Raw genomic sequence first — 12,396 nt, forward strand, 5'->3', positions numbered from 1 at the left:
CAGGCGTGGAGCTACGGCAGCAACAGGCCGAACAGCAGCGCGGCCCCGGTGAAGATCGCGATCCAGACGAGCGCCAGGCGCAGGCCCTTCTTCCAGTCGAGCCGGTAGGACGCAAAGGCGCTGGCCGCGAGGATCAGCCAACCGACCAGCGCGACCAGCCTGACACCGTCGAACTCGCTCACAGTCTCACCTCCAGCCCGTCGTAACCGACCATTACGCCGTCCGGTATCTCGCGCGCCAGCGTGCGATAGTCCATGCTCTTGTCGAGATGGGTCAGAACGGTCTGGCGCGCGCGGCAACGCTCGGCGAGTTCGAGCGCCATGGCCAGGTGCGCGTGCGTCGGATGCGGCTCGCGGCGAAGGCAGTCGGTGACGAGAAGGTCCACGCCGTAGAAGGTGTCGACCATCTCGTCGCGGATCTCGCTGAAATCCGTCGCATAGGCGACTGATTTTCCGTCGCATTCGAACCGGAAACCGGTCGATTGCGCCGGCCCGTGCGGCATCTGGCACCAGTTGACGGCGAAGCCGGCGCAGAGCCTCAGGCGATCGAGCGACTCGAGCGAAACGATCGTCGGGTAACCGTGCTGCCCGGCAAAGACATAGTCGAACCGCCGCCGCAGGCGTTCGACGGTAAAGCCGGAGGCGTAGCCCGGGATCGAGCCGCCCCGCCCGTATCGCAGGACCCGCAGATCGTCGATGCCGTGGCAGTGATCGGCATGATCGTGGGTCCAGAACACCGCGTCGATCGCATCGATCCGGTTGGCCAGGAGCTGCTGGCGCAAGTCGGTCGAGGTATCGACGAGGATCCGGCGGCCTTCCGCGCTTTCGAGCAGGATGGAAACCCGCGTGCGGCGGTTGCGCGGCTCGTCCGGATCGCAGTCGCCCCAGTCGTCGCCGATCCGCGGAACGCCGGTCGATGTCCCCGAACCGAGGACGATGCACTTCATGCCGCCGCTCGCGAGAACAGGAGGAAGAAGTTCGCCGTCGTCGCCTCGCCCAGTTCCTCCAGAGTCTCGCCGCGCAGGTCGGCCACGAATTGCGCCGTGTCCCGCACGAAGGCCGGCTCGCACGGCTTGCCGCGATGCGGGACCGGGGCGAGAAACGGGCTGTCGGTTTCGACCAGAAGCCGGTCGCGCGGCAATTCCTTCGCGATTTCCTGTAGTTCAGCCGCGTTCTTGAAGGTCACGATACCCGACAGGGAGATTGAGAGGCCGAGGTCCAGCACCGTCCGGGCGAAGTCGCGCGACGCGGTGAAACAGTGGATCAGCGCCGGGAAGGCCCCGCGCGCCATCTCGTCGGCAAGGATCGCCGCGGTATCGGCCTCTGCATCGCGGGTGTGGATGATGACCGGCAGGCCGGTTTCCCGCGCCACGCCGATATGCATTCGGAACAGGTCCTGCTGCACCGCCCGGTCGGACTTGTCGTAATAGTAATCGAGGCCGGTTTCGCCGATCCCGATCACGCGCGCGCCTTCGGCCGCCTCGCGCAGTTCGGCAGCGCCCATGTCGTGGTGGCCGTCGGCCTCGTGCGGGTGAATGCCGACGCTGGCCCAGACATCCCCTTCGCGCCGCGCGGTGCCGACCACGCGATCCCATTCGCTGCGGCGGGTCGAGATGTTGAGGAACCCGGCCACCCCCGCCCCGCGCGCCCGCGCGAGGACTTCTCCCTGGCGTTCGGCCAGGCCGTCGTATTCGAGGTGGCAGTGGCTATCGATCAGCATCAGGCAGCGTCGCTTTCCGGGCCCTCGGGCAGTTCCAGGCGCGGGAACACGCCGACCGGCTTTGCGATCGCGAACCCGCTTTCCACCAGCGCGGCGAACCACGCCTCGTTCCCGATCGCCGCGAAATCGCGCTCTTCGCGTGCAGCCCCAACCTGGTCGAGAAGGGCGTCCGCCGCGCCCGGCACGACCGGGCGCACGGCGATCGCCAGGTCGCGGACGCAGCGCAGCAGGGTCATCAGCACGGCTTCCATCCGCGCCGGGTCGGTTTTCCGCAGCGCCCAGGGCGCCTGTTCGTCAACGTACTGGTTGCAGGCGAAAACGGCCCGCATCCATGCCTCGAGCCCGGCGGAGAACGCCAGCCGCCCGAACTCGCGCGGCAGATCGACCGCGCATGCCTCTTTCACCGTGGCCAGCAGGGCGTCGTCGGCCGCATCCAGCGCGCAGGCGGCAAGCCGGCCGTCCATGTTCTTGAAGATCATCGACAGGGTCCGCTGCGCCAGGTTGCCGAAACTGTTGGCCAGTTCCGCGTTGCAGCGGGTGACGATGGCTTCCGCCGAATAGCTGCCATCCTGTCCGAAAGCGATCTCGCGAAGGAAGAAATAGCGCAGCGGATCGACCCCGAAACGCGCGGCAAGGTCGAGCGGATCGGTGACGTTGCCGAGCGACTTCGATTCCTTCTGCCCGCGGTTGAGCAGGAAACCGTGGCCGAAGACCTGCCGCGGCAGCGGCAAGTCCGCGCTCATCAGGAAGGCCGGCCAGTACACGGTATGGAACCGGACGATGTCCTTGCCGATCAGGTGCAGGTCCGCCGGCCAGAACTTGCGCCAGAGATCGGTCTCGTCGGGGTAGCCGAGCCCGGTGATGTAATTGGTCAGCGCATCGACCCAGACGTACATGACATGGCCGTCGCTGCCCGGCACGGGAACGCCCCAGTCGAAGCTCGTCCGGCTGACCGAGAGGTCTTTCAACCCGCCGGAAACGAAGGCGATCATCTCGTTGCGGCGGCTTTCGGGCTCGCAGAAACCGGGGCTGCGCAGCAGTTCGAGGATCCGGTCCTGGTAGCGGGAAAGGCGGAAGAACCAGCTTTCCTCCACCGTCCATTCGACCGGCGTGCCCTGCGGAGAGAGCTTTTCGCCCCCCTCCCCCGCGACCAGTTCCTTCTCGTCGTAATAGGCCTCGTCGCGAACCGAGTACCATCCTTCGTACCGGTCGAGGTAGAGATCGCCCTTGGCCTCCATGGCGCGCCAGATCGCCTGGCTGGCGCGATGGTGGTCGCTGTCGGACGTGCGGATGAAACGATCGTAGGAAATGTTCAATGTATCGGCCATTTCCTTGAAATAGCCGGACATTTCGTCGGCAAGGTCGCGTGCGGTGCGCCCCTGCTCGGCGGCCTTGCGGGCCATTTTCAGGCCGTGCTCGTCGGTCCCGGTCTGGAAGCGCACCTCGCGCCCCATGGCCCGCTGGAAGCGCGCGACGACGTCGGCGGCCACCGCCTCGTAGGCATGGCCGATATGCGGGCGACCGTTGGGATAGTTGATCGCGGTGGTGATATAGAATGGTTCAGACATCGGCCCGCTCGCTAGCGGGCGCCGCGGAGGCGAGCAAGGTGCCGATTTCCATCACCAGCAGTCCGGGGTCGAAGTTGTAGGTCGGCGCCTGCCCCGCGAGCTGGACCAGCCGCGAATGGGCATCGACCAGGGCAGCCCAGCCTACGCGCCGCCCACGGTCGATTTCGCCGGCCCGATTCATCTCGGTAGCCAGCACCGAGCGCGCGAGGTCGAGGATCGCGGCGATCCTCTCGCGGTCCGGGCGTGCCCCCACCGCCTCGGCCAGCTGGCCGCGCAAGGTAAAGCCCGGGTCGCCTTCGCGCACGATCCGCGCCATCAGCGTGTCGAGCGGACCGAGGTCGCGCTGGAGGAAATCGAGCGCCAGCCCCGGCGATCCGCCCGAGGCGCGCACGGCGGCTTCACGGGTCGCCGCGTCCGCTTCCGGCGCCTCCGACGCCAGCCACCGGTCGAGCGCGTCATCGTCCAGCGGAGCGAAGCGCAGGAGCCGACAGCGCGAACGGATCGTCGGCAGGAGCTTTGCCGGCCGGTGCGCGACGAGGAGGAAATATGTCCCGGCAGGGGGCTCCTCCAGGCTTTTCAGCAGGGCGTTCGACGCGCTCGGCTCAAGGTCGTCGGCCGGGTCGATGATCACTGCCCGGCGCGCGCCCATCGTCGGGCGGGTCGTCAGGCGCTGCTGCATGGCACGGATCTGCGCGACGGCGATGTTGCGCCGGGTTTCGAACGGCTTGCCTTCGTCGCGCTTGCGTTCTTCCTTGTCGTCCTTGGGCTGGCGGGTCAGGACGTGGATGTCGGGATGCGGGGCGGGATCGCCGGCGTCGGCACCGCACAGTTCGCGCGCGGCCGCCAGGGCAAAGGTCATCTTGCCCAGCCCGCGCTTCCCCGCAAGCAGCCAAGCGTGGTGCATGCGCTGCCCGCGAAGGGCCTCGCGCCACTGTCGCCACGCGTTCTCGTGCCCGAGCAGGCTCATCGGCCGCTATCCTCCACCAGCGGTTCGATCGCGCGCAGCACGCGGTCGTGCACTTCGTCGGCCGGGGCATTGCCGTCGATCGCCCGGACGGAGCGGGCCTGGCCCGCGATGGCGCGGAAGGCATCGGCCACGCGGGCATGGTAATCGGCATCGCGCCCCCCGATCGCGTCGGTGCGCGAACCGTCGCGCCGGGCGATCCGCTCCGCCGCCACCTCGGCCGGCACCTCGATCAGCAGCGTCAGGTCGGGCCGCAGGCCGCCGCTGCCGATCGCGTGAAGTTGCTGCACGGCCTCGTCGCCGATGCCCCCTGCCCCGCCCTGGTAGGCACGGCTCGAATCGACGAAGCGATCGCACACGACCCACTGCCCAGCCGCGAGCGCGGGGCGGATCAGGCGCGCCACGTGGTCGGCCCGGGCCGCTGCGAACAGCAGAGCCTCGGCCGGCGCGTCCCAGCCTTCCCCCGGCGGGGATAGCAGGAGACTGCGGATCGCCTCGGCTCCCACAGTGCCGCCGGGCTCGCGCGTCAGCACGGCGTCTATCCCGCGCGCGGCGAGCGATTCGGCGAGGCGCCGGGCCTGGGTGGACTTGCCGGTCCCCTCCCCCCCTTCGAAGGCGATGAAGCGGCCCCGCGTCACTGGAACAGGCTCGCCAGGCCGTTGAGCAGCCGCTGCCATTCGTTCGCCTGCGGCACGGCCGCGCCGGTGAGCAAAGGAACGCGCGAGGGTGGCGCGTCGCCCAGCGCGATTTCGAGCTCGGCCACGGGCTCGCCGGCTTCGAGCGGCGCCTGGAGCGGCCCCTCGTAGCGGATCGTCAGGGTCGGGGTGCCGGCCGCGCCCCTGGGGAAAGTCGCCTTGATCGGCGCCGCCGCAACCAGCGGGACGGTGCGCTGCGCCCCTTCCTGGACGAGCGCGTGGCCGACATGGGCCCCCGCGTCATAGAGGTTGCGGGTATCGAACGCGGCAAAACCCCATTCCATCAGCGCGATCGAGACTTTCGCCCGCTCGCGACTGGAACCGGCCCCCGCCGCGACCATGACCAGCCGCCGCCCGTCGCGCTCGGCACTGCCGAGGAAGCCGAACCCGGCCTGGTTGGTAAAGCCGGTCTTGATCCCGTCTGCCCCCTCCACCTTGCCGCGGATCGGGTCGTGGTTCGCCTGTGCGATGCCCCGGTGAGCGAGCCCTTCGCGCCCGAGATAATAGCGGTAGAGCTGCGGATGACGCGAGATCATCTCGCGCGCCAGCAGCGCGAGGTCGTGGGCGGTGGTGAACGTGCGCCCTTCGTCCATCCAACCGTTCGGCGTTCCGAAATGGGTATCGTCCATGCCGATCTCGCGCGCCTTGGCGTTCATCAGCGAGACCCAGTCTTCCACCGATCCGGCCGCCCCCTCGGCGAGAACGGCCGAGGCGTCGTTGGCCGAGACGTTGGCGATGCCCAGCAGCAGCGTCTCCACCGTCACCGCTTCGCCCAGTTCGAGGAACATGCGCGAGCCGCGGCCATACCAGTCGCGGTGGGCCTGCTCGCTCATCGCGAAGGACTGGCCGGGCGAAAGCTTGCCTTCCTCGATCATCTCGAACGCGAGGAACAGCGTCATGACCTTGGTGATGGAAGCGGGCATGAACCGCCGGTCGGCGTCGCGCGCGAACAGGACCTGGCCGGACGACATATCGAGCAGGAGTGCGATCGGCGCCTCGGCGAAAGGTTCGTCGCTTGCCGCCGGCGCCACCTCCGCGCCGGGCGAAGCGGTGGCGAGGGCGAGCGCCGGCAAGACGGCGAGATGTCGAAGATACCTGGTCAATTGCGCTCCCGCCCGCCGGGCGAAAGCCGGCGGTTCAACCTGCTGAGAAGATTTTCGCGTCGCTATAACCGGCAGCGCGGACCTTGGCGAGCGCGGCTTCCGCCTGGGCGCGCGTCGCGAACGGCCCGGTTCGTACACGGTAGAACCGCCCGGCGCGCGAGACGAAGCCGCCCAGCGCCCTGGCCGCGCGATCGGCATTGGCCCGGTTGGCAAAGGCGGCGGCCTGCACGACGAGACCGCCCTGCACTGCCGCGGCCGGCGGCGATGCCTCTTCCGGCCGCGTCGCGGGTGCCCCGTCGAGCGGCGCGAGGGCATAACCGGCAGGGGCACCCGCAGCGGCGGCGGCAGGGGCGCTCGATCGCGCTGGCGTACGGGTCGCTTCGACGCCGGCAACCGGCGCGGCAGGGCGAACGCCGGACGGCACCGGCGCCTTGCGCGCGTCGGCCAGGCTTGCCGAGCCTGCGGCCGGCAGCTTTCGCCGCAGTACGCCGAGCAGCGTTTCCGGCGTGTCCATCCGCAGGGGCGCGGTCCGGCCGGCGCGCAGTTCGGCGCGCTGGACCTCGGGCGGGTTGACCCGCCGCACGCGCACGGCAGCACCCTCCCCAGCCCCGAGCTGCTGCGCGGCATCGGGCGAGAGGGCCACGACGCGCGCGTTGGTCATCGGTCCGCGACGCTCCACCCGTGCGAGGATCGTCCGCCCGGTATCGAGCGCGGTGATCTCGACATAGCTCGGCAGGGGCAGCGTCTTGTGGGCGACGGTGACGCCTGCCTGCGCCTCGCGATCGACGGTCGCGAAGCCGACCTCGTCGTGGTTGAGCGCATCGGAAGGGACATGTTCGACCCCCTCGATGGTAAACGGCTCCCCCAGGACGACGGGATAGTCGGCCGCCGGGCCGTTGGCCACATCGGCCGGGTTCGCGGCGGCCGTGGCGGCAGGGCGTTCGCCGCCGCCGACAACGCCGCAGCCGGCCAGGGCCAGGCCTAGCGCCAGCGCGAGCGGCGCGCCTGAACGATCATCGGGCAATCTCATCTGCAAGCAACCCCACACTCATCGCGTAGTAGTTCGAGCAGTTGTATTCGAGGATGACCCTATAATTTGTGGTTAAGAGCCAGGCCGGCGTTCCCGGCCCGTCGGGCTGGAAGAGCGAGGCCATCACGTCCTCGGCCAGCGGCCGCTGAGGCTGGACGCCGAGCGCGCGCCATTCGCCCACCGTGCGCCACTGGCTGTGGCGTTCGTGCACGCGGTGGCACACCGGCGACACTATGCGGCTTTCGACCGCGCTCCAGTCGAACCCGCCCGGAACCGAGGCGCGCACGCCCCACGGCTGCCCCTGCCGCCAGCCCGCGTCGCGGAAATAGTTGGCGATCGAAGCCAGCGTGTCCGCGCTGTTGCCGAAGATGTCGGCCCGCCCGTCGGCATCGCCGTCGGTCGCGAGGCGCAGGTAGACGCTCGGCAGGAACTGCGGGTTGCCGAAGGCCCCGGCCCAACTGCCCTTGAGCTGCGAGCGGGAAAAGCCCTTGTCGGCGACCTTGAGCAGATCGACGAACTCGGCCGAGAACAGCTCCCGCCGGCGCCCCTCCCAGGCCAGCGTCGCGAGCGCCTGCGCCAGGTCGAACCCGCCGGTCACCCGGCCATAGGCCGTCTCGTGCCCCCAGATCGCGACCAGGATCTCGCCCGGGACGCCATATTCGCGCTCGATCGCGCGGATCGTCCCGAGCGAGGAGGCATGGGCGCTTCGCCCCCCGTTTATCCGCGCCGCATCGACATGGCGCGCGATATAGGGCGCCAGCCGGGGATAGCCGCTGCGCGTCGGCGTGCCCGGCTGCGCGCGGTCAAGTTCGATCACGCGCTGGCTGGGTTCCAGACCGCGGGTCATCCGCTGGATCGTCGGCTCGCTGACCCCTTCGGCCCGCGCACGGGCGATCAGGAGCTGCAGATAGGCATCGAACGACATGTCCTGCGCCGCGGCGGGCGGCGGGGTCAGGACGGCGGCGATGGCGGCGAGAAGGAAGCTCAAGGTCCGTATGGTCATGCGGCCAGTCTGGCAGTTCGGCCGAGAACCGCAAACGGTTTTCGACGGTTGCGGCCAGTCCGGCGCCGGATCGAAGGCCCGGCGCGCGCTGCCCTGATGACAAGCGGCGCGCCAGACGCTAGCTGCGGGGAACGCGGACAGGTGGCCGAGTGGTTTAAGGCAGCGGTCTTGAAAACCGCCGTGGGTTCACGCCCACCGTGGGTTCGAATCCCACCCTGTCCGCCACTATTATGGCTTAATCCATTGATTAAATTTACGAATATCAACTAGCATGAGCATCGGTCCCATTGTGGGCCCCACTTCTGTTGTTCGTTCTGTCGATGAATCGACCGCGTGATAGCCGCCGATCTAAAATATCGGTGCTTCGGGATTCGCGAACACACCTATGTTATAATTCTCTGGAGCTCCCGATTTAGTTGTTTGGGCGTGGCCATCCTGATGGTGCATGACATCACCCCTCCCCAGCCAAGGATATCTACGGTGGAGAACTCTAACTGCGAATGGTCCAGTTTTCAGGTGGCAGAGCACTACCATTACAAATACCATCTGCCCACTGGGCTGGCATGGGCGGAGATGACGTTGCGCATGCAATGAGCCGACCTCTTTCGGCAAACGAGCAACTTATAAGGCCGGCGCTCTCGGGCAGAGCTCAGGCCAACTTATTCTCTATTTTCAAATCCATTTTTCTTGAGAAGTTCAAGTATTGCGGATTGGGCTCTCTGAAGAGAGATCGCGTATTTTTGGAATAAGACATCTTGGACTTCGAGCCCAGCGCCATTGTCGCTGGATAACTCGCTCTCAATACCAACGATAGAATTGAAGCTAGCATGGGTGTAATCGATGCGAGCGCCAATTGCACTAGAGATGATATCGCGGGATATCTGATAAAGTTCCAGCCCATTTTCTGGACTACGACTCAATGCATTAATCAAAGAGCGCTTCGCTGAAACAATTTTATCCTCGTTTATAGACATAACTGACCATTTATTGTAATATATAAATAATCAAAACTTTGGCCTGCCTCGGAGCTTTATCTTTTCATCAAACAGTGCGCCGGTGACCTCGTTTCGATAGCCATGTATTTCAACTTTTCGTCCATCCTCAAGAGTGCCGGCAGTTTGAGACGACACTTTGGAATAGTCATTCCCGGCCCTTGGCCCCGATGTCGTTGCTGTTGATGCTGGCATTGTCGAGGATGCCGTACTCATCGTAGCTGTTGGTGGCAATCGAGGTGCCCTGGTAATTGGTCACCGCCACGATCGAGCCACGCGCATCGCCATGCAGATAGCGACGAGCAGCGGCGGTAGCCGCGCTTCCCTCAAACCAGATCAGCGCATCGCCATCGTAGAGGAACCGCTTTATCCCCTGCGGCTAGCATTGCGATGGCTTCCGGAAGAAGCCGGTGTTTCACCGGGCTTGCCTGCCGAGATCGTTCCTCACTGTCCTGTCGCTCCATCGTCGCCCGATCGAGAAAATGCGGGAACATAGGGAAGAGAAACCAGCCTGGACCGTAAGCGGTCGCATACGCGCGTCGTCTGCCGCATCGCTGCATTCGGAGAAGCCGTAGCTGGCACAATGTGCGCTGGGGACGGGTGGAACTCAGGCAGATTCCAGCTATGCTCCCGGATCCAGACAGGGAGGAAAGTACGTGAGATCCTGGCTCTATGGTCTAGCCGCCGCAGCCTTGGCGGGCAGCGCGCCCGCCCAAGCAGAAAAGGCTGTTCCGCTCGAGTGGAACGACCGCGGAAAACACCCGTTCATGATGGCAGAGAACGGGGAAATGGCCTTTGGCGTGGTCTGCAGTGCAGTGAGGCCGAAATACGGCTCCTTCGATTTCGTCGTCATAACAAAGCGCGGCTCCATCCCCCTGAGGAAGGGGGGCGAGGTCGAAGTCCAGTTCTTTATCGACGGCAAGGTTTCCGGTACACTCTTCGATCGTGACACGAGCGACACCGGCGTTGCCACAGCGTTTCCTTACTTCAACCGCATGATAAGAAGGTTGATAGGGCGGGCCCGGGCGAGAGACGTTCCCCTCGAGGTCAAGGTCAGGACCAGAGAAGGGTCCAGCACGCGCTACTTCGCCGAAATGGCGATTGATCTCTCGACCCTCACCCGCGCCATGGTGGATGACCTGACGCGGGAGTGCCGGCGCCGTTAGTCTGTCCGGCTGAATTTGCGCTCCATTCGATCGCCGGGCATGTCGTGGACGACAGGCGCCCCGCCTCGGCGCGAGCCAGCGGTGTCGCCGGTCCCACGCTGGTCCACTTGCGCCTCGTGCTGGGCGAAATCTGTCCGGCCGGTCGCGCAGCGGCTCTGGCGCCACATAGCCGACGGAACCGGCGGTCGGCGCGGCGGTGAGAGCTAGCGGCCACGCGATCGCCGCTCGCTCTTCAGGCGGCCGGCGGCGGCAATCTTCAGCATTCGGGTGAAGGACGGGCACTCCATGTGGCTCGGCGCCGGGCAGGCGGCGACGTGGAGCAGGGCCTTGCGCGTTGCCTGGAGCCGGCGAATGGTCCGTTCGAGCTCGCGCGCCCTGGCTTCCACTTTCGCCCTCTCGATCCGCGGGCGGCCGTCGGGGGCGAACATTTCCGCGATCTCGTCGAGCGAGAAGCCGCCCGCCTGCCCCAGCGCGACCAGCGCCAGCTGCTGGTAGATCCCGGGCCCGAATATCCGCCGCGCGCCCCGGCGCCCAATCGATTCGATGACGCCCTTTTCCTCGTAGTACCGCAGCGTGGATGCCGGGACGCCCGAGTGCCGGGCGACCTCGGCTATGTCGGGTGGTCGCATTGCCCTTTACCTCAAGCCGGCTTGAAGTGGCATTCCTTAGGCGAATCGTCGCCCGCAAGCCAGGGCGACCGGGCCTGAGGAGCAGACAATGGCCGAGTTCGCGTGGATTCTGGTGGTGGGCGTTACCGCCACGCTCGTCATGGATCTCTGGGCCCTGGGGGCGAGGCATCTGCTCGGCCTGGTCCCGCTGGACTATGCCCTTGTCGGTCGCTGGGTGCTGGCCATGCCGGCCGGCAGGTTCGTGCACGACGGGATCGCGAAGGCCCCTGCCCGCCGTGGCGAGCGGCAGGTGGGCTGGCTGCTCCACTATGCGATCGGCGTGGCGTTCGCCGCGTTGCTCCTGGCCGCGGCAGGGCGGGAATGGGCGCGCGCGCCCTCGCCGGTGGCCGCCCTCGCCTTCGGCGTCGCGACGGTCGCTGCGCCGTTCCTCGTGCTCCAGCCTGCGCTCGGCCTCGGCATGGCGGCGTCGCGCGCGCCGCGCCCTGCCGTGGCCCGTGCGAAAAGCGTTGCATCGCACCTCGTGTTCGGGGGTGGGCTCTATCTCGGCGCGGTGCTCGCCAGGCCCCTCCTCCCCTGAAAGGCGGGGGCGCTGCCTGTTTGACCGTAGGACTACGGTTTTCAGCTTCGCCTTCCGGAAAGATCGCTTTGGCTAGGCCGGCAGGGGGGATCGGGAGGTGGGCGCAAGAGTCACTCTCTTCACCCGGGCTGGCGCGAAGAGCTCGAACAGAGCCGAGCACGGAGGGTGGAAAAACATTGAAATACAAACTGGTCTTCAAGGATCCGAAACGCGGGCGCAAGCTCGCATCGATCGAGTTCATCAGCGGCGACCTGCACAGCGCCGAAGCTTACGGCGAGGCGGTGACGACCGAGCTTGCCGGCGAGCTTTGGCAAGGATCGACGCTGTTGGCCACGCTCGGCCCGGCGAATGCGTCGACCGAGGCATGAAGCCGTGCGCCCGGCTGACCCCGGCCGGGCCGCACACGGGGCCGCGATGAACGCATTGTCGCGGCCCCGTACCCGCCCCGGCACCCCCAGGGCGCGCGAGCCGCGGTCCGCGGTCGCCCTGCCCGCGACCTTGCACGATCGCGGCGGCAAGCGCCTCGCCTGCGTGCGCAACGTGTCGTCGAAAGGGATGATGGTGGAAACCGCCATTCCCCCGCCGGTGGGCGCGGCGGTGATCATCCGCGTCGGCCCCGTCGCGACGGAGGGCCGCGTCATCTGGCGCAAGAACGGCCGTTTCGGCATGGTCGGCACGCACCCGGTGGCCAAGGCCGCCCTCGTGGCAAGGGATCGCCGGTGCGACCGTTTCATCCGCCATGCCTTGCTGCGGCGCGGTCGCCGCAGCGGCCGAAGCCGCCCGGCCGCCCTGCCGCATCGCTATCTCGCGCGGTTGTTCCAGTGGCTTTCGACGCTGACCTTCGCGATTGTCATGTGCGGGTTCCTCGCTATTGCCCTGTTCGAGATGGTGGCCGTTCCGATGCGGGTCGTAACGGCGCACCTTGCCCCATAGCTTCCTCGCAGGGATCG

At 67.0% G+C, this 12,396-nt stretch carries 15 protein-coding genes and 1 tRNA gene; 5 read left to right on the top strand and 11 right to left on the bottom strand.

The window, feature by feature from the left end; all coding sequences use genetic code 11:
* Window positions 1-11: 11 nt before the first annotated feature.
* From GRI72_RS14555 to GRI72_RS05090, 9 genes are read right to left on the bottom strand one after another with little or no spacing between them, the layout of a single operon-like run.
* Entirely contained in the window at window positions 12-182 is a 171-nt protein-coding gene (locus tag GRI72_RS14555; protein ID WP_202389002.1) for a hypothetical protein, read from the bottom strand.
* Window positions 179-946 (bottom strand): MBL fold metallo-hydrolase, encoded by a 768-nt coding sequence (locus GRI72_RS05055; protein ID WP_160732847.1) that lies wholly within the window; start codon window positions 944-946, stop codon window positions 179-181. Before GRI72_RS05055 ends, GRI72_RS14555 begins: the two co-directional genes overlap by 4 nt.
* A complete protein-coding gene (locus GRI72_RS05060; RefSeq protein WP_160732848.1) occupies window positions 943-1,719 on the bottom strand; it encodes a TatD family hydrolase in 777 nt (258 codons plus the stop codon). Before GRI72_RS05060 ends, GRI72_RS05055 begins: the two co-directional genes overlap by 4 nt.
* Complete coding sequence (metG, locus tag GRI72_RS05065; RefSeq protein WP_160732849.1) at window positions 1,719-3,287, bottom strand: methionine--tRNA ligase; 1,569 nt, start codon at window positions 3,285-3,287, stop codon at window positions 1,719-1,721. Before metG ends, GRI72_RS05060 begins: the two co-directional genes overlap by 1 nt.
* On the bottom strand, window positions 3,280-4,254 hold the full coding sequence (locus GRI72_RS05070) for a DNA polymerase III subunit (RefSeq protein ID WP_160732850.1): 975 nt from the start codon (window positions 4,252-4,254) through the stop codon (window positions 3,280-3,282). Before GRI72_RS05070 ends, metG begins: the two co-directional genes overlap by 8 nt.
* Complete coding sequence (gene tmk, locus GRI72_RS05075) at window positions 4,251-4,889, bottom strand: dTMP kinase (RefSeq protein WP_160732851.1); 639 nt, start codon at window positions 4,887-4,889, stop codon at window positions 4,251-4,253. Before tmk ends, GRI72_RS05070 begins: the two co-directional genes overlap by 4 nt.
* Window positions 4,886-6,049 (bottom strand): D-alanyl-D-alanine carboxypeptidase family protein, encoded by a 1,164-nt coding sequence (locus GRI72_RS05080; RefSeq protein ID WP_160732852.1) that lies wholly within the window; start codon window positions 6,047-6,049, stop codon window positions 4,886-4,888. Before GRI72_RS05080 ends, tmk begins: the two co-directional genes overlap by 4 nt.
* Window positions 6,050-6,083: 34 nt before the next feature.
* Window positions 6,084-7,079, bottom strand: a complete 996-nt coding sequence (locus tag GRI72_RS05085) for an SPOR domain-containing protein (RefSeq protein ID WP_160732853.1) — start codon at window positions 7,077-7,079, stop codon at window positions 6,084-6,086.
* Window positions 7,063-8,082, bottom strand: a complete 1,020-nt coding sequence (locus tag GRI72_RS05090; RefSeq protein ID WP_160732854.1) for a lytic murein transglycosylase — start codon at window positions 8,080-8,082, stop codon at window positions 7,063-7,065. The genes GRI72_RS05085 and GRI72_RS05090 overlap by 17 nt, the downstream gene beginning before the upstream one ends.
* Before the next feature lie 135 nt (window positions 8,083-8,217).
* Between GRI72_RS05090 and GRI72_RS05095 the strand changes: the two genes are divergently transcribed.
* Window positions 8,218-8,307: transfer RNA gene (locus GRI72_RS05095), tRNA-Ser, on the top strand.
* Window positions 8,308-8,741: 434 nt separating this feature from the next.
* Here GRI72_RS05095 and GRI72_RS05100 read toward each other — a convergent pair.
* Window positions 8,742-9,056: a hypothetical protein gene (locus tag GRI72_RS05100; RefSeq protein WP_160732855.1), complete on the bottom strand. Its 315-nt coding sequence runs from the start codon at window positions 9,054-9,056 to the stop codon at window positions 8,742-8,744.
* A gap of 674 nt (window positions 9,057-9,730) precedes the next feature.
* Between GRI72_RS05100 and GRI72_RS05105 the strand changes: the two genes are divergently transcribed.
* Window positions 9,731-10,240, top strand: a complete 510-nt coding sequence (locus tag GRI72_RS05105; protein WP_160732856.1) for a hypothetical protein — start codon at window positions 9,731-9,733, stop codon at window positions 10,238-10,240.
* A 203-nt stretch (window positions 10,241-10,443) separates the two neighbouring features.
* On the opposite strand, the gene GRI72_RS05110 is transcribed toward GRI72_RS05105, so the two are convergent.
* Window positions 10,444-10,869 (bottom strand): helix-turn-helix domain-containing protein, encoded by a 426-nt coding sequence (locus tag GRI72_RS05110; protein ID WP_160732857.1) that lies wholly within the window; start codon window positions 10,867-10,869, stop codon window positions 10,444-10,446.
* 88 nt (window positions 10,870-10,957) lie between these two features.
* On the opposite strand from GRI72_RS05110, the gene GRI72_RS05115 reads away from it, so the two are divergent.
* The 3 genes from GRI72_RS05115 to GRI72_RS05125 all read left to right on the top strand — a co-directional run bounded on the left by GRI72_RS05115 (window position 10,958) and on the right by GRI72_RS05125 (window position 12,379).
* The gene (locus tag GRI72_RS05115; RefSeq protein ID WP_160732858.1) at window positions 10,958-11,446 is read left to right on the top strand and encodes a DUF2938 family protein; all 489 of its coding nucleotides are present in this window, start codon (window positions 10,958-10,960) and stop codon (window positions 11,444-11,446) included.
* A 176-nt stretch (window positions 11,447-11,622) separates the two neighbouring features.
* Window positions 11,623-11,814 (top strand): hypothetical protein, encoded by a 192-nt coding sequence (locus GRI72_RS05120; protein ID WP_160732859.1) that lies wholly within the window; start codon window positions 11,623-11,625, stop codon window positions 11,812-11,814.
* A 46-nt stretch (window positions 11,815-11,860) separates the two neighbouring features.
* A complete protein-coding gene (locus GRI72_RS05125) occupies window positions 11,861-12,379 on the top strand; it encodes a PilZ domain-containing protein (protein ID WP_160732860.1) in 519 nt (172 codons plus the stop codon).
* The last annotated feature ends 17 nt before the right edge of the window (window positions 12,380-12,396 follow it).

Source organism: Pelagerythrobacter marinus (genome assembly GCF_009827515.1).
Lineage (GTDB): Bacteria > Pseudomonadota > Alphaproteobacteria > Sphingomonadales > Sphingomonadaceae > Pelagerythrobacter > Pelagerythrobacter marinus.

What these genes read in the sequence shown, in the direction of transcription:
- GRI72_RS05055 (WP_160732847.1), bottom strand. Translation starts at nt 946, where the DNA reads ATGAAGTGCATCGTCCTCGGTTCGGGGACATCGACCGGCGTTCCGCGG.
- metG (WP_160732849.1), bottom strand. Translation starts at nt 3,287, where the DNA reads ATGTCTGAACCATTCTATATCACCACCGCGATCAACTATCCCAACGGT.
- GRI72_RS05090 (WP_160732854.1), bottom strand. Translation starts at nt 8,082, where the DNA reads ATGACCATACGGACCTTGAGCTTCCTTCTCGCCGCCATCGCCGCCGTC.
- GRI72_RS05100 (WP_160732855.1), bottom strand. Translation starts at nt 9,056, where the DNA reads ATGTCTATAAACGAGGATAAAATTGTTTCAGCGAAGCGCTCTTTGATT.
- GRI72_RS05085 (WP_160732853.1), bottom strand. Translation starts at nt 7,079, where the DNA reads ATGAGATTGCCCGATGATCGTTCAGGCGCGCCGCTCGCGCTGGCGCTA.
- GRI72_RS05070 (WP_160732850.1), bottom strand. Translation starts at nt 4,254, where the DNA reads ATGAGCCTGCTCGGGCACGAGAACGCGTGGCGACAGTGGCGCGAGGCC.
- GRI72_RS05110 (WP_160732857.1), bottom strand. Translation starts at nt 10,869, where the DNA reads ATGCGACCACCCGACATAGCCGAGGTCGCCCGGCACTCGGGCGTCCCG.
- GRI72_RS05060 (WP_160732848.1), bottom strand. Translation starts at nt 1,719, where the DNA reads ATGCTGATCGATAGCCACTGCCACCTCGAATACGACGGCCTGGCCGAA.
- GRI72_RS05125 (WP_160732860.1), top strand. Translation starts at nt 11,861, where the DNA reads ATGAACGCATTGTCGCGGCCCCGTACCCGCCCCGGCACCCCCAGGGCG.
- GRI72_RS05115 (WP_160732858.1), top strand. Translation starts at nt 10,958, where the DNA reads ATGGCCGAGTTCGCGTGGATTCTGGTGGTGGGCGTTACCGCCACGCTC.